The organism is Falsiroseomonas sp. HW251 (genome assembly GCF_050563545.1).
Classification (GTDB): Bacteria; Pseudomonadota; Alphaproteobacteria; order Acetobacterales; family Acetobacteraceae; genus Falsiroseomonas.
This window is the reverse complement of sequence record NZ_JBNXUM010000002.1, coordinates 147,588-165,770: the sequence shown is the minus strand read 5'-3', so window position 1 is coordinate 165,770 and position 18,183 is coordinate 147,588. Positions and strand designations below refer to the sequence as shown.

The window sequence follows — 18,183 nt, the reverse complement described above, 5'->3', positions numbered from 1 at the left end:
ATGCGCGCCGTCCCGCAGGAGAGGTTCCGCGCTGCCGCGATGCGCCCGGCCCGCCGGACCGAGGCGGAGCGGGCGCGCCGGCGCTGGATGCAGGCGGCGGTGCCGGCGCTGGTCTGCATCGTCCTAGCCTTCCACCAGGTGCTGCCGAAGCCGCCCGCGACCTCGAGCGACTTCTCGCCCTCCCGCGGGCTGGAGTTGCTGCTGATCGGCGCCGCGGTTCTGATCGCGATGACGCTGCCGGCGCGGCGCCACGCCCTGCCGCCGGTGTCCGGCTGGGCGATGGGGCTGGTGCTGTCCTTTGCAGGCTGGGCCTTCATCACCTCCATCTGGTCGCCGCTGCCGCTGACCGGGGCGGTGAAGGCGATCGAACTCGCGGCGATCAGCGTGGTGGGCTGGCGCATCGCATCCTCGGCGCCTGGCGAGGGCGAGGAGCGGCGGCGCGCGGTGTCGGATGCGGTGTTGCGCGCGCTGATGTTCGCGGTCGCCGTGCTGATCGTCTGCAACACCATCGCGATGCGCAACCCGCTGCCCATCGTGACGGACGAGGAGCCGGGCTTCAGCAACGAAGGCCAGCGCGATCGCCTCATGCTGGGCTTCAACCACCCGCTGTCCAGCGCCGCCATGCTGGCCTTCGGGGTGGTCTTCGCCTACGACACCAACCTGAAGCCGGCGAGCAAGGTGGCCGCGATGGGCTTCCTCGGCGTGCTGCTGCTGCTGTGCGACGCGCGCGGCCTGACCGCCGCGATTCCGGTCGGCATCGCGCTGGGCCTGTGGTTCCGCGCGAAGCCGTCGCTGATCATCGCCTGGATCGGGCTGATCGCGGTGGTCGCGGTGGTCGGCGGGGTGGCGCTGCTGCTGGCGTATGTGGATCCCGTCACGCTCCTGATCCGCGCCTTCGGCGAAGACGCCGTCACGCTGAACTCGCGCGCCGGTCTCTGGGCCTATGTCATCGACATCGCGATGCAGTATCCGCTGGGCGGCGTCGGCTTCTTCGGCACGCGGTTCTACATCCTCGCGGCCTTCCCCTTCGCCGGGCATGCGCACAACAGCTTCCTCGAGGTCTTCGTCTCCACCGGACTGCCGGGGCTGGCGCTGCTGCTGGGCTTCGTCGGGCTGGCGATCGGGCGGCTGCTGCGCAGCGGCGATCCGCTGCTCGCGGGATTGATGCCGCTGGTGCTGGCGGAAGGCAACCTGAACCCGCTGTTCTTCGTGCCGGCGGTGCCGATGATGCTGTTCACGCTGGCGCTGTTCGTGGCGTCCCCGAGGGAGGCGTCGGCGAGTTCCCGCGCGCCTGCCGCGCTGCGCCCCGCCGCGGCCTGGCGCTGAGGATCGCGTGATGCGCGTGCTGATGCTGCACAACCACTACCAGCTGCCCGGCGGCGAGGACGAGTGCTTTGCCGCCGAAGCCGCGCTGCTGGAAGCGCATGGGCACGAGGTCGAGCGGTTCGTGCTGCACAACGACGAGGTGCCGCGGCTCGGCCTGGCGCGGACGGCCGCGCGGACGATCTGGAACGCCGAAGCATACCGCGCCCTGCGGGAGCGCATCCGGCGGCATCGGCCCGATGTCGTGCATGCGCACAACCTGTTCCCGCTGATTTCGCCGGCGGCGTTGCGGGCGGCCAAGGCGGAAGGCGTGGCGGTCGTGCTGACTATGCACAATTTGCGCCTGTTCTGCGTCCGCCCGACCTTGTTCCGCGACGGCCGTGTCTGCGAGGACTGCGTGGGCCGCGCCTTCGCCTGGCCCGGGGTGCTGCACGGCTGCTATCGCGGCAGCCGGCCGATGAGCGCGGGCGTCGCGGCGATGAGCGGCATCCACCGGCTGCTCGGCACCTGGCGGGACTGCGTGGATGTCTTCGTCGCGCTGACCGGCTTCGTGCGGAGCAAGATGGTGCAGGGCGGCATCGCGCCCGACCGGATTATGTTAAAGCCGAACTTCCTGCTGCACGATCCCGGTCCCGGCCCGGCGGAGCGGCCGCAACATGCGGTGTTCGCTGGCCGGCTGACGCAGGAAAAGGGCGTGCCGGCGCTGATCGAGGCCTGGCGGCGCCTGCCCGGCGACGCGACGCTCGAGCTCTTCGGCGACGGGCCGCTGAACGATCTCGTGCGGCAGGCGGCCGGGCAGGACACCCGCATCATGCCGCGCGGCCACCAGCCGTTGCCGGTGGTGCAGGAGGCGATGCGCCGCGCCGGGCTGGTCGTCGCGCCGTCGGAAGTGCCGGAGACCTTCGGCCGCATCGCGATCGAGGCCTTCGCCGTCGGCACGCCCGTGCTGACCGTCGCGCTGGGCGGCCTGGGAGAGCTGGTCGAGGACGGTGTGACGGGTGCGCTGGTGCCGCCCGGTGATCCCGTCGCGCTCGCCGCGGCGGCGCAGCGGATGCTTGGAGATCCCGCTTCCCTCCGTCGCATGGGCGAGGCGGCGCGCGCGACCTTCGAGAAGCACTTTACGGCGGAGGCGAATCACGCGGCCCTGATGCGCGTCTACGCCGCGGCGCGCGGACGGGCGGCGTTGCTGGAAACTACGTCGGAACGAGCCGCCATCGCAAAATAGTATACGGGAACACTCGCGGATCGTCGAGGCGTCAACGCGGATTCTCAAATCAAGCGCGGATCGCAGGTAAGTTACGAGCAGAAAGACGCGATGGTGCTGTCGTTCTTCTACTGTCCCGCGGCGGGCCTGCCGGCGGGCGGGGCAGTGCCGCTTCGGGCGCCGGACCCGCCGCGGCAGGCAGAGAGGAAGACAATACAATCGCATACACGTCATTTGGTCCGAAGGAAGGCGGCGTGTATCACCCAAGCATAGAACGATCCGAGCCGACACTAACTTTCTAAGTGACTTGATCGTTACAAGAACAACGTCGGTTTGTGGTTCCGTTTCGAAGGAGAGCTGCCATGTCGGGCGTGAACAGGCGAATCCTGGTGACAGGCGGCGCGGGATTCATCGGGTCGCACCTCTGCGAGCGGCTCGTGCGCTCCGGCGAGGACGTGCTCTGCGTGGACAACTACTTCACGGGCACCCGCGCCAACATCGCCGCGCTGATCGGCGACCCCCGCTTCGAGGCGATGCGCCACGACGTCACCTTCCCGCTCTACGTGGAGGTGGACCGCATCTTCAACATGGCCTGCCCGGCGTCCCCCGTGCACTACCAGCACGACCCCGTGCAGACCACGAAGACGTCCGTGCATGGCGCGATCAACATGCTCGGCCTGGCCAAGCGCACCCGCGCGCGCATCCTGCAGGCCTCGACGTCGGAGGTGTATGGCGACCCGCGCGAGCATCCGCAGGCCGAGCCCTACTGGGGCCATGTCAACCCGATCGGGCCGCGCGCCTGCTACGACGAGGGCAAGCGCTGCGCGGAGACGCTGTTCTTCGACTATCACCGCCAGCACCGTCTGGAGATCAAGGTCGCGCGCATCTTCAACACCTATGGGCCGCGCATGCATCCGAATGACGGGCGCGTGGTGTCCAACTTCGTGGTGCAGGCACTGCGCGGCGATCCCATCACGGTCTATGGCGACGGCACCCAGACACGCAGCTTCTGCTACGTGGACGACCTGGTCGACGGGCTGCTGAAGCTGATGGACAGCCCGGGCGACGAGACAGGCCCGGTCAACCTCGGCAATCCCGTCGAGTTCACCATGCTGCAGCTCGCCGAGCTCGTGCTGACGCTGACGGGATCCTCCTCGCGCATCGTCAAGGCGCCGCTGCCGGCGGACGATCCGAAGCAGCGCCGGCCCGACATCACGCGGGCGACGAAGCTGCTGGACTGGAAGCCGACGACGCCGCTCGAGGAGGGGCTGAAGCCGACCATCGCCTATTTCCGCCTCGCGCTTGGCCTCGGCCCGGCGCGCAGCATCCACGCGCCGCGCGCCGCCGCCGGTACGCCCTGACGACGCCGCAGGGCGCCCCCCGCGCCCTGCAGCGAGCCCTCGTGCTTCCCCCCAACCGAGGTGACCATGATCCACTCTCATGCCGTCGCCGAACTGCGCGAGCTGATCGCCGACCCCTCGCCGCGCGCTCGCGCGGCGGGGCCGGCGTCGCGCGCGAACGACGACGCGCTGCGCGTGACGCTCGTGCTGATCGATGCGATGCAGGTCATGCTGGTCGGCCTGCTGACGCGCCATGCCTTCCCGCCGGTGGCGGCGGAGATCGGCACCGGGCAGACGCTGGGCCTGGCGCTGATCGCGGCCGTGCTGGCGACCACGCTGCGCCGCGCGATGCGCCCCGCCGGGGAACAGGACTGGCTGCGGCCGCCGCATGCCGCGGCCGCGCGCGCGCTGGCCGCGACCTGCATCGCGCTCGGCGCGCTCGCGGTCGTCATCCTGCTCAGCCGGCCGGAGGCGGCGCCGCAGGCCGCGGAATGGGTGCTGCTCTGGGCCTTCGTGTCGGGCGGCATCTCGGCGGGGCTGCGGCGCGGCACGGCGGCGCTGGCCGGGCGCATCGACGGCGCGGTGCCGCGCATGGCGATCGTCGGCACCACGGCGGAGACCGAGCCGCTGGTGCAGGCCCTCGCGCGCGACGTGCGTGAAGACTGGCGCTTCGCCGGCCGCTTCGACGACGCCTCGGACGATGACATTGCGCGGCTGATGCGCCTGGTGCAGGCGGGCGAGGTGCAGGTGGTGGCGCTGGCCATGCCGGGCTGCGACGCCGCGCGCATTGCGGCGCTGCGCGAACGGCTTCTCGACCAGCCGGTGCTGCTGTGCCTGGCCTTCGACGGATCGGCCTTGGCCTGGACGCCGCGGCGCACCGCGCTGCGCCTGATGGACATCGCGGGCACGCCGCATCGCGGCGGCGCCGGCGTCGCCAAGCGGGGGCTCGACCTTTTGGTCGGCGCGGCGGCGCTGGTGGCGCTGTCGCCGGTGCTGCTGGCGGCAGCGGTGGCGGTGAAGCTGACCTCGCCGGGGCCGGTGCTGTTCCGCCAGTGGCGCTTCGGAGCGGGGTCGCGCCCCATCGAGGTGCTGAAGTTCCGCACCATGCGCACCGACAGCTGCGACGTCACCGGCGCGCAGCGCACGGTCGCGCGCGATCCCCGCGTGACGCCGGTCGGCCGCTTCCTCCGCCGCAGCTCGATCGACGAGCTGCCGCAGCTCATCAACGTGCTGCGCGGCGAGATGTCGCTGGTCGGGCCGCGCGCGCATCCCATGCACATGCGCGTCGAGGGCGACTACTACTTCGAGGCGGTGGCGAACTACCGCGCGCGCCACCTGGTGCGGCCCGGCATCACGGGCTGGGCGCAGGTCAACGGGTCCCGCGGCGAGGTGGACACGCTGGAGAAGGCGCGCCGGCGTGTCGCGCTCGACCTCTGGTATATCGAGAACTGGTCGCTCGCCCTGGACCTCCGCATCCTGCTGCGCACCGCGCTCGGCGGCTTCGCCTCCACCAAGGCGGACTGACGATGTCCGCCGCGATCCCGACATTCCCCAAGGAGACTGACATGGACGGCATGCACAACCTGCGCCCGGTCGTCGTGACCGGCGCCGGCGGCTTCATCGGCGGGCACCTCGTCGCCGCGCTGCTGCGCGAGGGCCGGATGGTCCGTGCTGTGGATCGCAAGCCCGCGCGCGAATGGTACCAGCGCTTCGCCGACGCCGAGAACCTGGTGCTCGACCTCTCGGGCATCGAGGCCTGCCGCACGGCCGTGCGCGGCGCGTCGGAGGTCTACAACCTCGCCGCCGACATGGGTGGCATGGGCTTCATCGAGACGCACAAGGCGGAGTGCATGCTCTCCGTCCTGATCAGCACGCACATGCTGCAGGCCGCGGCCGAGGCGGGCGTGCGGCGCTTCTTCTACAGCTCCTCCGCCTGCGTCTATGCCGCGGGCAAGCAGACCCAGGCCGACGTGACGGCCCTGCGGGAGGAGGATGCGTATCCCGCCATGCCGGAGGACGGCTATGGCTGGGAGAAGCTGTTCACCGAGCGGATGTGCCGCCACTTCCGCGAGGACTACGGCCTCGAGACGCGGATGGCGCGCTACCACAACGTCTACGGGCCGCACGGGACCTGGAATGGCGGGCGGGAGAAGGCGCCGGCCGCGATCTGCCGCAAGGTGCTGGAAGCCAAGCTGTCGGGCAGCCACGAGATCGAGATCTGGGGCGACGGCGAGCAGACCCGCAGCTTCATGTTCATCGACGACTGTGTCACCGGCACGCGGCGCATCATGGACAGCAGCTTCCTCGAGCCGCTGAACCTCGGCAGCGACGAGCTGGTCTCCATCAACCAGCTCGTGGACATCGTGGAGACGATCGCGGGCGTGCGGCTGCGGCGCCGCTACAAGCTCGATGCGCCGAAGGGCGTGCGCGGGCGCAACAGCGACAATACGCTGATCCAGCGCGTGCTGGGCTGGGCGCCCGGGATCTCGCTGCATGACGGCATGGAGCGCACCTATCGCTGGATCCATGACGAGATGGTGCAGGGCGCCAGGGCGCGCGTCCACGAGACCGCCTGATGTCCCCGCCGCGCGTGAATGTCCTTGGCGTCGGCGTCAGCGCGCTCAATCCCGCGCTGGCCGTCGAGACGATCGCCGGCTGGATCGCGCGGCGGGAACGTCGCTATGTCTGCGTCAGCGGCGTCCATGGCGTGATGGAGAGCCAGCGCGACCCCGCCCTGCGCCGCATCCACAACGAGGCCGGCCTCGTTACGCCGGACGGCATGCCTCTGGTGTGGATGCTGAAGGCGGCCGGCCACCGCGAGTCCGACCGCGTCTACGGCCCCGACCTGATGCTGGCGCTGCTGGCGGAGTCCGAGAAGCGGGGCTGGCGCCACTACCTCTATGGCGCGTCGGAGGAGACGCAGGCCGCGCTGCGCGCCTCCATCGCACGCCGCTTCCCCGGCGCGACCGTCGCTGGCGGCTGGTCGCCGCCCTTCCGCCCCCTGACCGAACAGGAGGAGGAGGACGCGGTGGCGCGCATCAACGACAGCGGGGCCGACATCGTCTGGGTGGGCCTGTCCACGCCGAAGCAGGAACGCTGGATGGCGTCGCATCGCGCGGTGCTCGACGCGCCGGTGCTGATCGGCGTCGGCGCCGCCTTCGACTTCCACGCCGGCCGGGTCCGTCAGGCGCCGCGCGCGATCCAGCGCAGCGGCATGGAATGGGCCTTCCGCCTGGCTATGGAGCCGCGACGGCTGTGGCGCCGCTATCTCCGAAACAACCCGGAATTCGCGATGCTGGTGCTGGCGCAGAAGACCGGGCTGAGGCGCTGGAGCATCGAATGACACGGGTTGCCGTGCCGGCCAGGCTGCCCTCGCCGGCGGGTGCGCGCGGCGCGATGCGGAGCGCCGTGCCGTGAACGAGATTGCCGCATCGTACCCGCCTACCGAGGTGGGGCGCCACGCCGCGAGCGGGGCCGCCGCGCCGATCTGCCTGCTCGTGCCGCGCGTGCTCCGCTGGCATTTGGACCTGCTCACCCGGCTGGCGCGTGAACTGCCCGGCGCCCGGCCACGGCTGGTCGCCGCGGGACGGGCGACGACGGCGGGCTTCGTGCTGCGACATCGCGTTCCGGGACTGCAGCCGGGCGACGTGGAGCCGGAGCGCGACGCGCCGCCGGACGGCGTCGCCATCGACCTCACCGGCGCCGCCGTGCCGGCCGGTGCGGCGCTGCAGCCGCTGTTCGACGGCAGGCCCGGCGACGCCGCTCTGCTGAATGCGCTGCTCGCCGGGCGGAACCCGCACCTGCAGGTGCGGCGAAGCGGCGAGGTCGTCGCGCAGGGCTCGGCCTCGCTCGACGCCGCGAACACGCTGGGCGAGGCCTTCGACGCCGTGATCGACCGGCTCGGCCTGCTGCTCGCGCGCCTGCAGAGGGTAGGACCGGACGATGCCGTGCCGGCCGCTGCCGTCGAGCCCGCCCTCATGCCGGGCGCGCGCGCGGTGCTGCGCGACAGCGCGCGGCGCTTCGGCACCATCGCCGCGCGCGGCCTGTTCCGGCTTGCCTTCCAGCCCGGCCATTGGCGCATCGGCTGGCGTCTGGTGGATGGCGACGTCTGGTCGCGCGGCGACCTCGGCGGCGTCCCCTGGAACGTGCTGCCGAGCCCGCCCGACGCCTTCTACGCCGATCCCTTCGTCATGACGCACAAGGGCCGGCAAGCCCTGTTCTTCGAGGAGTTCGACCGGCGGCGCGGCAAGGGCCACCTTGCCGCGATCGAGTGCGGCGCGCAGGGCCCCGAGGGGCCGGTCATGACCGTGCTCGACATGCCCTGGCACCTCTCCTATCCCCAGGTCTTCGAGCATGCCGGCGAGGCCTGGATGGTGCCTGAGAGCATCGGCGCGCGCCGCGTCACGCTCTACCGCGCCGTGCGGTTCCCCGACCGTTGGGAGCGCGAGGCCGACCTGCTCACCGACATCGAGGCCAACGACCCGACGCTGCTGTTCCACGAAGGCCGCTGGTGGATGTTCGCGACGGTCGGCACCGGGGCGGGCTCCGGCTCCGACGTGCTGTGCATCTTCGTCGCACCGTCGCTGACCGGTCCGTGGCGGGCGCATCGTGCGAATCCGGTCCTGCTGAGCGGGGAGGCCGCGCGCGCCGCGGGCGTCTTCCTGCGTCGCGAAGGCAAGCTGTGGCGGCCCGTGCAGGAATGCGGCACGCGCTACGGCGCGGCGCTCGGCCTGGCCGAGGTCACGCGGCTCGACGAGGGCGGTTTCGCCCAGGTGGTACGGCACGCGATCCCGCCAGGCGGCCCGTGGCCCGGGCGACGGCTGCACACGTTGAACCGCGATGGCCGGCTCGAGGTGATCGATGGATCTGCCCGCGTGCCACGCATTGCATTCTGGGGAAAGCCATGACCTACAACCACGCCCAGTCGCTGCGCGCCTTGGCTCGGCACCTGATGTTCCGTTCTGGGCTGGACAGCGTTCGAATCGGTCTCAACCGGTGGCGCGGATTCAACATGGACCACCTGTCCGTAGGCGGCGAGCGCGCCCAGGTGTTCTCCGCGGTCTACCGCGACGGCATCTGGGTCCATCGCGAGGGCCAGGACAGCCGGTCGGGCATCGGGTCGACCAGCGACGCGACGCAGCTGCTGCGCAGCCGCCTGAAGGCGGTGCTGGACGAACTGCATTGCCGACGGCTCGTCGATGTCGGGTGCGGAGACTTCAACTGGATGCGCCACGTGCAGGGCGACTGGGATTACATCGGGCTGGATATCGTCGAGGACGTGATCGCTCGCAACGCCGAGCGGTATGGCGGGCCGCGCCGCGCCTTCCAGGTGCTTGATGCGACACGCGACCCCCTGCCGGCCGGCGATGTCGTGCTGTGCCGGGAGGTGCTCTTCCACCTGTCGCATGCTTCGGCGCTCGGGGCGGTGCGCAACATGGCGGCATCCGGGGCGCGCTGGCTGGTCGCGACGTCGGACATGCAGTTCTGGTTCAACGCCGACATCCGCGACGGCGACTACCGGCGGCTCAATCTCTGCCGGCCGCCCTTCCGGCTGCCGCCGCCGCAACGGATCATCCCAGACGATTCCGTCGCCCCCGGCCGCGTATTGGGCATCTGGCCGATGGAGTCGGTACAGGCATGAGGCGAAGCCCGCGTCCCGGCGGATCCCGCCGGGACGCGGGCCGCCTGCTTCAGCCGAACAGGAAGTCGCCCGCGGCGACCTTGGTCACGTTCTCCAGAAAGACATGGTGGCTGGTGCCGTTGCCGTAGAACACGTCGGTGCCGGTGACGCCGTTGTAGGTCGCGGCCTTGGTCGTCACCTGGGTTGCCGTGATGTTGCGGAACAGGATGTGGTCGCTGCCGGATTCGAAGTCGGTGATGCGATCGAAGCCGGCGCGCGGCCCGATGATGAAGGTGTCGCTGTCCCCGCCGCCGGTCATGATGTCGCCGCCCGCGCCACCGCGAATCGTGTCCTCGCCGGCCGTGCCGGTCAGCTTGTCGGCCGCGGTAGTGCCGGCGAGGCTCGCGCCGGCCGCCTCGACGAAGGCGATGCCCTTGGCGCCGTTGCTCGAGAACGCCAGGCTGCCGCCGACGACCGCCTTGCCGTCGTAGCTGACCGCATCGACATAGAGGTTGCGGTCGGTCGTCGTGGTCCCGCCCCAGTCGTCGTTGAGGAAGTTGACCGAGACGCTGTGCGTGCCGGCCGCCCAGTTCCCCTTGATCGTCAGCGTGTCGGACTGCCCCGAGCCGTGCAACGCCGAGGCGGTCCAGGTGCCGCCCTGCTGCACGCCGTCCACGCTGACGGTGTACTGCGCGCTGCCGTTCCAGGCATCCTGCGAGATCTTCAGCACCAGCGTGTCGGGCCCGGTGCCGACATTCAGCGCGACCGGCACGGAGGTCGGCGCGGCGGCCTCGGTGAAGGCGAGGCTCTGGGCGCCGTTGGTCAGCAGCGTCGCGGTCGCGCCGACGACCGCGGTCCCGCCATAGCTCATCGCGTCGACATAGAGGTTGCGGTCGGTCGTCGCGCTCCCGCCCCAGTCGTCGTTGAGGAAGGTGACGGCGACGCTGTGCGTGCCGGCCGCCCAGTTCCCCTTGATCGTCAGCGTGTCGGATTGCCCCGAGCCGTGCAGCGCCGAGGCGGTCCAGGTGCCGCCCTGCTGCACGCCGTCCACGCTGACGGTGTACTGCGCGCTGCCGTTCCAGGCGTCCTGCGAGATCTTCAGCACCAGCGTGTCGGTGCCGCTGCCATAGGCCAGCGCGGCGGGCGTGAAGCCCGTCGTGCCCCCGGTCGTGCCGCTCCCGGTCGTGCCGCCGGTGGTGCCGCCGGCGGTGCTGCCGGTGGTGCCGCCTGTCGTGCCGCCGCCCGTCGTCGTGCCCGACCAGGTCGCGTTGTAGATCGAGCCCGATCCCGCGGTGTCGTAGCCCAGCGCCTGCCACTGCGCGGCGGTGACGGTGCCACCATACACGAACTTCGCGGTGCCCGAGAGGTTGTAGTCGTCGTTGCCGAAGGTGATGGACCCGTCATTCGTCGCGGTGCCGCCGACGCCGTGCTGCCCGCTGGTCGCGATGACGGTGTTGTCGTGGATGCTGACGTTGCGCGTCAGCCACTCGCCCTGGCTGCCGGTGCCGCGGCTGCCCTCGTACAGCCAGATGCCGCCGCCGTTGTTGGCGATCACGTTGTTGTAGATGTCGGCGTTCTGGGCGTTGTAGACATAGATGCCGCCGCCCTGGAAACCCTCGTAGAGCGTCTTGTTATTGTCGGTGATCGTGTTGTTGCGGATCACCGTACCGTAGTCGAGCTCGATGAAGATGCCGCCGGCGGCGTTGCGGGTGATGGTGTTGCCGTCGATCACGGTGCCGGAGCAGTTGATGTCGGTCCAGATACCGGGGCCCGCCACGGTGTCGTGCACGTAGTTGTTCAGGAACTGCACGTTCGTGGTCTGCGCCAGCTTGACCGCCGCGCCGCTGCCCGTGGCGCTGAACGGCGATTCGCCCGACATGTGGTTGTTGGAGAACTCGCAGTTCTGGATGATCGCGCCGCTCACGTTCCACGACGCGATCGCGTTGTCGGCGTTGTCGTGGAAGTAGCAGTCCTGCACCAGCATGCCGCCGCCCAGCATCAGCACCGGCCCGTCCGCATTGCCGTAGAACTGGTTGCCGAGCACCTTCCAGCCACTGGAACCGCCGTCGGTGCCGAGGATGCCGATACCCGAACCCGGCGCGGCATAGTCGGTGAAGGAGATCCCGGCGATGGTGACGTTCGATACGCCCTGGCCCCAGAAGGCCTTCGTCGCGCCGTTGCCGTCGAGCACCGTGCCCTGCTGGCCGTAGAACTGGTCGCCGTTGCGCGGCGAGATGGTCTGGCCGTAGAAGGTCCCAGAGCCGAGCAGGAAGGCGGTGCCGGCCGGGTATTTGCTCACCACGGACATGATGTCCGTGCCCGCCGCGATGAACACCGCGCCTGCCGGCGCCGAGTAGGTGGTGCCGGTCAGACCGACGCTGGTTGAAGCCATGTGGCGTACCCTCAATCTGTGGTTGATCACAGCAATGAGAGCGCAGCGTCCCGGTATCAAGTCGCGATATCTGTCGTTTCGTCGCGCTTCGTCGCAATCGAAGCGAAGCCGGAATCAACGGCGAACCGGCGAGCCATGACTCTTCTGGAACGACTCTGGTTCATCGTGCCTCGAGATGGCCTAGACTGCGACTATCGGCCCGGTTTCAGCGAAGTACTCGGAGATGGCTTCGCCTGTTCTTGCCGCCTGCCGCGGCGAACCGCCGTCGTGACGGCTTGCACGCGCATCCGTGAGCGCCATCCAACGAACTCTTGTGGCGCCGAGACGCACGGCAGGGCCTAGCCTGCGGACCGCTTCATCGGGACCGAAGATTTCATGTGCGGCATCGCCGGCTATCTCTGTCAATCCGCGCCCCCTGATCCGGCCGACCGCCTGCTGCATGCGATGCTGGCCGAGGTCGCGCATCGCGGGCCGGACGGGCAGGGCGTCTTCCGCGACGGGGCCTGCGGCCTGGCCCATGCTCGGCTGTCCATCGTGGACCTCGCGGGCGGCGCGCAGCCCATGCTGGACGAGACCGGCGACCTCGCCATCAGCTTCAACGGCGAGGTCTTCAACCATGTCGAGCTGCGTGAGGAGCTGGCCGCGCGCGGCGTGCGCTTCCGTACGCGTTCGGACACCGAGGTGATCCTGAAGCTCTACGAGCGCGAAGGGCCGGACTGCCTGGCCAAGCTCAATGGCGACTTCGCCTTCGCGATCTGGGACCGCCGGCGGCAGCGCCTAATGCTGGCGCGCGACCGGGTCGGCGTGCGCCCGCTCTACTACGCGCTGCGCGGCGGGCGGCTCGGCTTCGCCTCCGAGATCAAGGCGCTGCTCGCCATGCCCGGCCCGGCACCGGAGATGGATCCGGTGGCGCTGGACCAGATCCTGTCGCTGTGGTTCCCGCTGCCGCCGCGCACGGCCTTCCGCGACATCCAGGAACTGCCGCCGGGCCACATGCTGCTGGCGACGACCGAGGGCACGACCCTGCGCCGCTGGTGGCGGCTCGATTACCCGCGCCTCGGCGAGGAACCGGCGGCGGTGCCGGAGAAGCGGATCGTCGAGGAGCTCAGCGCGCTGCTGGACGACGCCGTGCGGATCCGGCTGCGTGCCGACGTGCCGGTCGGCGCCTATGTCAGCGGCGGCATCGATTCGGCCATCATCGCGACGCTCGCGCGCGACGCCGTGCCCGGCCGGCTCGAGACCTTCTCGCTCACCTTCGACGAGGCGGAGTTCGACGAGAGCGCGGAGCAGGAGGCGATGGTCCGCGTGCTCGGCACCGACCACCACAGCCTGCGCTGTACGGCGCAGGACATCGCGGCGATGCTGCCCGAGGTGATCCGCCACGCCGAGCGCCCGCTGCTGCGCGCCTCGCCGGCGCCAATGATGGGGCTGGCGGGGCTGGTGCGGCGCAACGGCATGAAGGTGGTGCTGACCGGAGAGGGCGCGGACGAAGTCTTCGCTGGCTACGACCTCTTCAAGGAGGCGAAGCTGCGGCAGTTCTGCGCGCGTCAACCGGACAGCCAGATCCGCCCGCTGCTGTTCCGCCGGCTCTATCCCTGGCTGCCGGGCATCCGCCAGCAGGGGCCGGCCTATCTCAAGGCGTTCTTCGCGCAAGGGCTGGACCGCGTCGGCGATCCGCTCTTCTCGCACCTGCCGCGCTTCGCGGTCGCCGCCGGCGCACGGGCCTTCTATTCCGACGCGCTGCGCCAACGCCTCGACGGCTACGACGCGCTCGACGAGATGCGCGCCGACCTGCCCGCGGAGTTCGGGCGCTGGCACTGGCTGCACCGCGCGCAGTACCTGGAAGCGTCCTACCTGCTGCCGGACTACATCCTGTCCGCGCAATCCGACCGGGTCGCGATGCGCCACGCCGTGGAATCGCGCTTCCCCTATCTCGATCCGCGCGTGATCGATTTCGCGACGCGCATCCCGCCCGAGGTGAAGCTGAAGGGCCTGCGGGAGAAGCACGTGCTGCGCGCCGCCTTCGAGGATCGGCTCCCGCCCGCGATCACCAACCGCATCAAACAGCCCTATCGCGCGCCCGATGCGCGCGGCTTCTTCGGCCCCGGGGCGCCGGACTGGGTGGGGGATGCGCTGTCGCCGCGGAACCTCGCGGCGACCGGGCTCTTCGATCCCGACGCCGTGGCCCGCCTGGCGCGCAAGAGCGCGCGCGGGCCGATCGGCTTCCGCGACAGCCAGTCGCTGCTCGGCGTGCTGACGACGCAGCTTTGGCACAGCGAGTTCGGGCGGCGCGCGGCAGGCGCGCCGGCCCTTCTTCCCGCCCTGGAGACCGGTTCATGAACACCATCCGCGACACGATCCGCCAGCAGCTCGAGGACAACCTGCTCTACGGCAAGGGCGACCTGACGGACGACGCCTCGCTGCTCGAGGCCGGGCTGATCGATTCCACGGGCGTGCTGGAGCTCGTCGCCTTCCTGGAGAGCCGATTTGGCATCAAGGTCGAAGACACCGACATCGTGCCCGCCAACTTCGACTCCGTCGCCGGCCTGGTCGCCTATGTCCAGTCGCGGCTGCGGGACGCGCCGGCGCGTGCTGCTATGGCGGACCATGCGGATTGAGGATTTCCTGACGGCGGCCGCGCGGCGCTGGCCTGGCAAGGTCGCGCTGGTCTGCGGCGAACGTCGGATGACCTTCGCCGAGCTGGACGCGGCGTCGGACGCCATCGCGGCCGCGCTGGCCGCGCGCGGCGTCCGGCGCGGCGACCGCGTGGCCATCCTGGCGGAGAACGACGCCGACACGGCCATCGCCATCTTCGGCAGCGCCAAGGCCGGCGCGGTCTTCTCGCCCATCCATCCCGCGACGAAGCCGGCGAAGCTGCGCCAGATGCTGGACCATTGCCGCGCTGCCGCGCTGGTCGCCGGCGCGCGGCTTCTGCTGGTTGCCGAGGAAGCGGCGGCGGGCTCGGCCCATCTGCGCTGCGCGCTCGTCGCCGCGCCGGGCGGCACCAGGCCGCGCCTGCCCGGCGCGATCCTGTTCGACGAGGCGCTGGCCACGGCAGGGCGACCGCCCGCCGCGCCGGGCATCGCGCTCGACCTCGGCATGCTGGTCTGGACCTCGGGCTCCACCGGGCGGCCGAAGGGCGTGATGCTGACGCACCGCAACGTCGAGGCCGCGGCCGATGCCTGCATCGCCTATCTCGGCAATGACGAGCGCGATGTCATCCTGAACGTGCTGCCGCTGTCGCACAGCTATGGCCTCTACCAGCTGCTGACGGCGGTGAAGGTCGGCGCGACGCTGGTGCTGGAACGCTCCTTCGCCTTTCCGCAGGCCGTGCTGGCGCGGATGGCGGAGGAGCGCGTGACCGGCCTGCCCGTGGTGCCGACCATCGTCGCGATGCTGCTGCGGCAGGACGCGCCGGCGGGCGCCTTCGACGATCTGCGCTACCTGACGGTCGCCGGCGCAGCGCTGCCGCCCGCGCATCTCGACGCGCTGCGCGCGATGCTGCCGCGCACCGCGATCATCGCGATGTACGGCCAGACCGAGTGCAAGCGCATCAGCTGGCTGCCGCCAGGGCAAATTGACCGCCGCCCCGGTTCCTGCGGCATCCCGATCCCCGGCACCGAGGCCTGGATCGTGGACGAATCCGGCCGCCGCGTGCCGCCTGGGACCGTTGGCGAGCTCGTCGTCCGCGGCGAGCACGTCATGCAGGGCTACTGGGAGGATCCCGAGGCGACCGCGCGCGCGCTGCGCCCCGGCCCCAACCCGTGGGAGCGCGTGCTGCACACTGGCGACCTGTTCCGCGCCGATGCCGACGGCTTCCTGACCTTCGTCGGGCGCATGGACGACATCATCAAGACGCGCGGCGAGAAGGTCGCGCCGAAGGAGATCGAGGCCGTGCTCTACGAACTGCCGGTCGAGGAGGCCGCGGTGATCGGCGTGCCCGATCCCGTGCTGGGCATGGCGATCAAGGCGGTGCTCGTGCCGCGGCCGGGCGCGACGCTGACCGCGCGCGAGGTGCAGCGGCACTGCGCGGCGCGGCTCGAGGAGTTCATGGTGCCGAAGCTCGTCGAGTTCCGCGACGCGCTGCCCAAGACCGACAACGGGAAGATCAGCCGCCGCGCCGTCGCGGGGCTCGTGGAGGTGGCGTGATGCCGGATGGGGTGGGGCCCGCGCGCGGGCAGGGTTTCGGGCGCGACGCGCTGCGGCTGGATGCGGCGGCGGAGGTCGCGCGCATCGGCGCGGGGTTGCGCGACGGGCTTGCGACGATGCGCAAGCGCGGCGTGGTCGTCGGCCTGTCCGGCGGCATCGACAGCAGCGTCACGGCGGCGCTGTCCGTCGCGGCGCTGGGGCCGGACCGCGTCTTCGGGATCCTGATGCCGGAGCATGATTCCGACCCCGAAAGCGAGACGCTGGGCCGCATGCTGGCCGAGCGCCTCGGCATCGAATGCGTGCGGGAGGATATCGCGCCAGCGCTGCAGGCGCTGGGCTGCTACGCCCGCCGCGACGAGGCGATCCGCGCGATCGTGCCGGATTTCGGCCCGGGCTGGGGCTGCAAGGTCGTGCTGGACCAGGCGATGCGCGCGCAGGGCTACAACATCTCCGTCCTGGTCGTGCAGGCGCCGGACGGCACGCAGCAGCGCCACCGCCTGCCCGCCGCGGCCTATCTCGCGGTAATCGCGGCGGCGAACATGAAGCAGCGCACGCGCAAGCTGATCGAATACACCCACGCGGACCGGCTGAACTACGCCGTCGCCGGCACGCCGAACCGGCTGGAATACGACCAGGGCTTCTTCGTGAAGGGCGGCGACGGCGCGGCCGACATCAAGCCGATCGCGCATCTCTTCAAGACGCAGGTCTACCAGCTGGCCGATCACCTGAAGCTGCCCGAGGCGATCCGCCGCCGCCCGCCGACCACCGACACCTGGTCGCTGCCGCAGTCGCAGGACGAGTATTATTTCTCGGTCGACCACGCGACGCTGGATCTCTGCATGGCGGCGCTGGACGGCGGCGTGGATCCGCAGGCGACGGCGCGCGCGACGGGCCTGACGGAAGCGCAGGTCGGGATCGCCTGGCGCGACATCGCGGCGAAGCGGCGCGCGGCGGCCTATCTGCATGCCGGACCGCTGCTGATCGGGCCGCCGTGAACCTCGCACTGCCGCTCGTCGCGCGCCGGCAGGAAGAGCTGCGGCCCTTCCGGGCCGAGGACGTGCCCGAGGTCGCCCGGCTGTTCCAGCGGGTCTATGCGCAGCCCGAGGCGTCGGTGCCGCTGCTCGGATCCTGTCTTGTCGAGACCTTCCTGGAGCATCCCTGGGCGGCGCCGGACATGCCGTCGCATGTCTGCGTCGCGGCGGACGGCGCGATGCTTGGTTTCGTCGGCACGCTGCCGTTGCGGCTGCGGCAGGAGGGCCGGCCGATCCGCGCCGCCATCGCCTCGACTGGCATGGTGGACCGGCATGAGGAGAACCCGCATGTCGGCGCGCGGCTGATGCGCGCCTTCCTCAACGGGCCGCAGGACATTTCCCTGAACGAGACGGCGACGCCGCCGGTGCGCCGGATGTGGCTGGCGCTGGGCGCGACGCCGCTGCCGTCGCACAGCCTGAGCTGGATCCGCCTGCTGCGGCCGGCGGGCTTCGCGGCCTTCGCCCTGGCGCGCCGCGCGCCGATGCTGCGCCACGCCGCCGGGGCGGCCGGACTGGTGGACAAGGCGCTCGCCCGGCTGGTGCCGGTGCCGAGGCCGGTCGAGAAGCCCAAGGCGGCCGAGGGCGACGATGCCGATGCCGAGGCCTTCGCCGACCTCGTGTCGGGCGATTCGGCGGCGGCGCCGATCGCGCCGCAGCCCGACCTGCCCGCGCTGCGCTGGATGATCGGCCAGGCCGTGCGGAAGGAACGGCGCGGCGTGCCGGTGATCCGGATCGTGCGCGACCGGCGCGGCCGCGTCGCGGGCGGCTATCTCGGCCATCTCGGGCCACGGGGGCCGCTGCAGGTGCTCCACCTCGTCGCCGCGCCGGCCATGGCGGAGCTCGTCGTGGACGAGTTGCTGTGGCACGCGAGCGAACGCGGCGCCACGGCAGTGACGGGCCGCAACCGGCCTGAGCTGCCGGCGCTGATGGATGCGCTGCAGGTGCGCCAGGCGGTCTTCCTGCGCATGCAGGGCTTCTCGCTGGTGCACGCGCGCAACGCCGCGCTGGCCCAGGCGGTGGCGCGCGGTGAGGCCAGCGTCACCTGCCTCTGGGGCGATTCCTGGGCGCGCTTCACCGACGGGGATTTCCGCGGGGCCTGACGGGCGGCGCCGTTTGGCCGGGGC

14 protein-coding genes are annotated in these 18,183 nt (G+C 71.0%); 13 read left to right on the top strand and 1 reads right to left on the bottom strand.

Annotation, left to right across the window (positions count from 1 at the left end; all coding sequences use genetic code 11):
* The 8 genes from ACLF3M_RS02695 to ACLF3M_RS02660 all read left to right on the top strand — a co-directional run bounded on the left by ACLF3M_RS02695 (position 1) and on the right by ACLF3M_RS02660 (position 9,508).
* Entirely contained in the window at positions 1-1,326 is a 1,326-nt protein-coding gene (locus ACLF3M_RS02695) for an O-antigen ligase family protein (protein WP_430655297.1), read from the top strand.
* Positions 1,327-1,336: 10 nt separating this feature from the next.
* Positions 1,337-2,548: a glycosyltransferase gene (locus ACLF3M_RS02690; RefSeq protein WP_430655296.1), complete on the top strand. Its 1,212-nt coding sequence runs from the start codon at positions 1,337-1,339 to the stop codon at positions 2,546-2,548.
* 341 nt (positions 2,549-2,889) lie between these two features.
* The gene (locus tag ACLF3M_RS02685) at positions 2,890-3,888 is read left to right on the top strand and encodes a UDP-glucuronic acid decarboxylase family protein (RefSeq protein WP_430655295.1); all 999 of its coding nucleotides are present in this window, start codon (positions 2,890-2,892) and stop codon (positions 3,886-3,888) included.
* A 66-nt stretch (positions 3,889-3,954) separates the two neighbouring features.
* Complete coding sequence (locus ACLF3M_RS02680; protein WP_430655294.1) at positions 3,955-5,391, top strand: exopolysaccharide biosynthesis polyprenyl glycosylphosphotransferase; 1,437 nt, start codon at positions 3,955-3,957, stop codon at positions 5,389-5,391.
* Between the two features lie 41 nt (positions 5,392-5,432).
* A complete protein-coding gene (locus ACLF3M_RS02675; protein WP_430655293.1) occupies positions 5,433-6,443 on the top strand; it encodes an NAD-dependent epimerase/dehydratase family protein in 1,011 nt (336 codons plus the stop codon).
* Positions 6,443-7,210, top strand: a complete 768-nt coding sequence (locus ACLF3M_RS02670) for a WecB/TagA/CpsF family glycosyltransferase (RefSeq protein ID WP_430655292.1) — start codon at positions 6,443-6,445, stop codon at positions 7,208-7,210. Before ACLF3M_RS02675 ends, ACLF3M_RS02670 begins: the two co-directional genes overlap by 1 nt.
* 70 nt (positions 7,211-7,280) lie before the next feature.
* On the top strand, positions 7,281-8,774 hold the full coding sequence (locus tag ACLF3M_RS02665) for a glucosamine inositolphosphorylceramide transferase family protein (protein WP_430655291.1): 1,494 nt from the start codon (positions 7,281-7,283) through the stop codon (positions 8,772-8,774).
* Positions 8,771-9,508 (top strand): class I SAM-dependent methyltransferase, encoded by a 738-nt coding sequence (locus tag ACLF3M_RS02660; RefSeq protein WP_430655290.1) that lies wholly within the window; start codon positions 8,771-8,773, stop codon positions 9,506-9,508. Before ACLF3M_RS02665 ends, ACLF3M_RS02660 begins: the two co-directional genes overlap by 4 nt.
* A 49-nt stretch (positions 9,509-9,557) precedes the next feature.
* Here ACLF3M_RS02660 and ACLF3M_RS02655 read toward each other — a convergent pair whose 3' ends face one another.
* Positions 9,558-11,879: a right-handed parallel beta-helix repeat-containing protein gene (locus ACLF3M_RS02655; RefSeq protein WP_430655289.1), complete on the bottom strand. Its 2,322-nt coding sequence runs from the start codon at positions 11,877-11,879 to the stop codon at positions 9,558-9,560.
* 375 nt (positions 11,880-12,254) lie between these two features.
* Between ACLF3M_RS02655 and asnB the strand changes: the two genes are divergently transcribed.
* Genes asnB through ACLF3M_RS02630 form a run of 5 tightly spaced genes read left to right on the top strand, consistent with a single transcriptional unit; the run spans position 12,255 to position 18,159 of the window.
* Positions 12,255-14,219, top strand: coding sequence for an asparagine synthase (glutamine-hydrolyzing) (asnB, locus tag ACLF3M_RS02650; protein ID WP_430655288.1), 1,965 nt, complete (start codon positions 12,255-12,257; stop codon positions 14,217-14,219).
* Positions 14,216-14,497 (top strand): acyl carrier protein, encoded by a 282-nt coding sequence (locus ACLF3M_RS02645; protein WP_430655287.1) that lies wholly within the window; start codon positions 14,216-14,218, stop codon positions 14,495-14,497. Before asnB ends, ACLF3M_RS02645 begins: the two co-directional genes overlap by 4 nt.
* Positions 14,487-16,028, top strand: coding sequence for a class I adenylate-forming enzyme family protein (locus ACLF3M_RS02640; protein ID WP_430655286.1), 1,542 nt, complete (start codon positions 14,487-14,489; stop codon positions 16,026-16,028). Before ACLF3M_RS02645 ends, ACLF3M_RS02640 begins: the two co-directional genes overlap by 11 nt.
* Positions 16,028-17,023, top strand: a complete 996-nt coding sequence (nadE, locus tag ACLF3M_RS02635) for an NAD(+) synthase (protein ID WP_430655285.1) — start codon at positions 16,028-16,030, stop codon at positions 17,021-17,023. Before ACLF3M_RS02640 ends, nadE begins: the two co-directional genes overlap by 1 nt.
* Positions 17,020-18,159, top strand: a complete 1,140-nt coding sequence (locus ACLF3M_RS02630) for a hypothetical protein (RefSeq protein WP_430655284.1) — start codon at positions 17,020-17,022, stop codon at positions 18,157-18,159. Before nadE ends, ACLF3M_RS02630 begins: the two co-directional genes overlap by 4 nt.
* Positions 18,160-18,183: the final 24 nt, after the last annotated feature.

Coding starts and splice junctions, on each gene's coding strand:
- ACLF3M_RS02695 (WP_430655297.1), top strand. CDS start 1: ATGCGCGCCGTCCCGCAGGAGAGGTTCCGCGCTGCCGCGATGCGCCCG.
- ACLF3M_RS02690 (WP_430655296.1), top strand. CDS start 1,337: ATGCGCGTGCTGATGCTGCACAACCACTACCAGCTGCCCGGCGGCGAG.
- ACLF3M_RS02685 (WP_430655295.1), top strand. CDS start 2,890: ATGTCGGGCGTGAACAGGCGAATCCTGGTGACAGGCGGCGCGGGATTC.
- ACLF3M_RS02680 (WP_430655294.1), top strand. CDS start 3,955: ATGATCCACTCTCATGCCGTCGCCGAACTGCGCGAGCTGATCGCCGAC.
- ACLF3M_RS02675 (WP_430655293.1), top strand. CDS start 5,433: ATGGACGGCATGCACAACCTGCGCCCGGTCGTCGTGACCGGCGCCGGC.
- ACLF3M_RS02670 (WP_430655292.1), top strand. CDS start 6,443: ATGTCCCCGCCGCGCGTGAATGTCCTTGGCGTCGGCGTCAGCGCGCTC.
- ACLF3M_RS02660 (WP_430655290.1), top strand. CDS start 8,771: ATGACCTACAACCACGCCCAGTCGCTGCGCGCCTTGGCTCGGCACCTG.
- ACLF3M_RS02655 (WP_430655289.1), bottom strand. CDS start 11,879: ATGGCTTCAACCAGCGTCGGTCTGACCGGCACCACCTACTCGGCGCCG.
- asnB (WP_430655288.1), top strand. CDS start 12,255: ATGTGCGGCATCGCCGGCTATCTCTGTCAATCCGCGCCCCCTGATCCG.
- ACLF3M_RS02645 (WP_430655287.1), top strand. CDS start 14,216: ATGAACACCATCCGCGACACGATCCGCCAGCAGCTCGAGGACAACCTG.
- ACLF3M_RS02640 (WP_430655286.1), top strand. CDS start 14,487: ATGCGGATTGAGGATTTCCTGACGGCGGCCGCGCGGCGCTGGCCTGGC.
- nadE (WP_430655285.1), top strand. CDS start 16,028: ATGCCGGATGGGGTGGGGCCCGCGCGCGGGCAGGGTTTCGGGCGCGAC.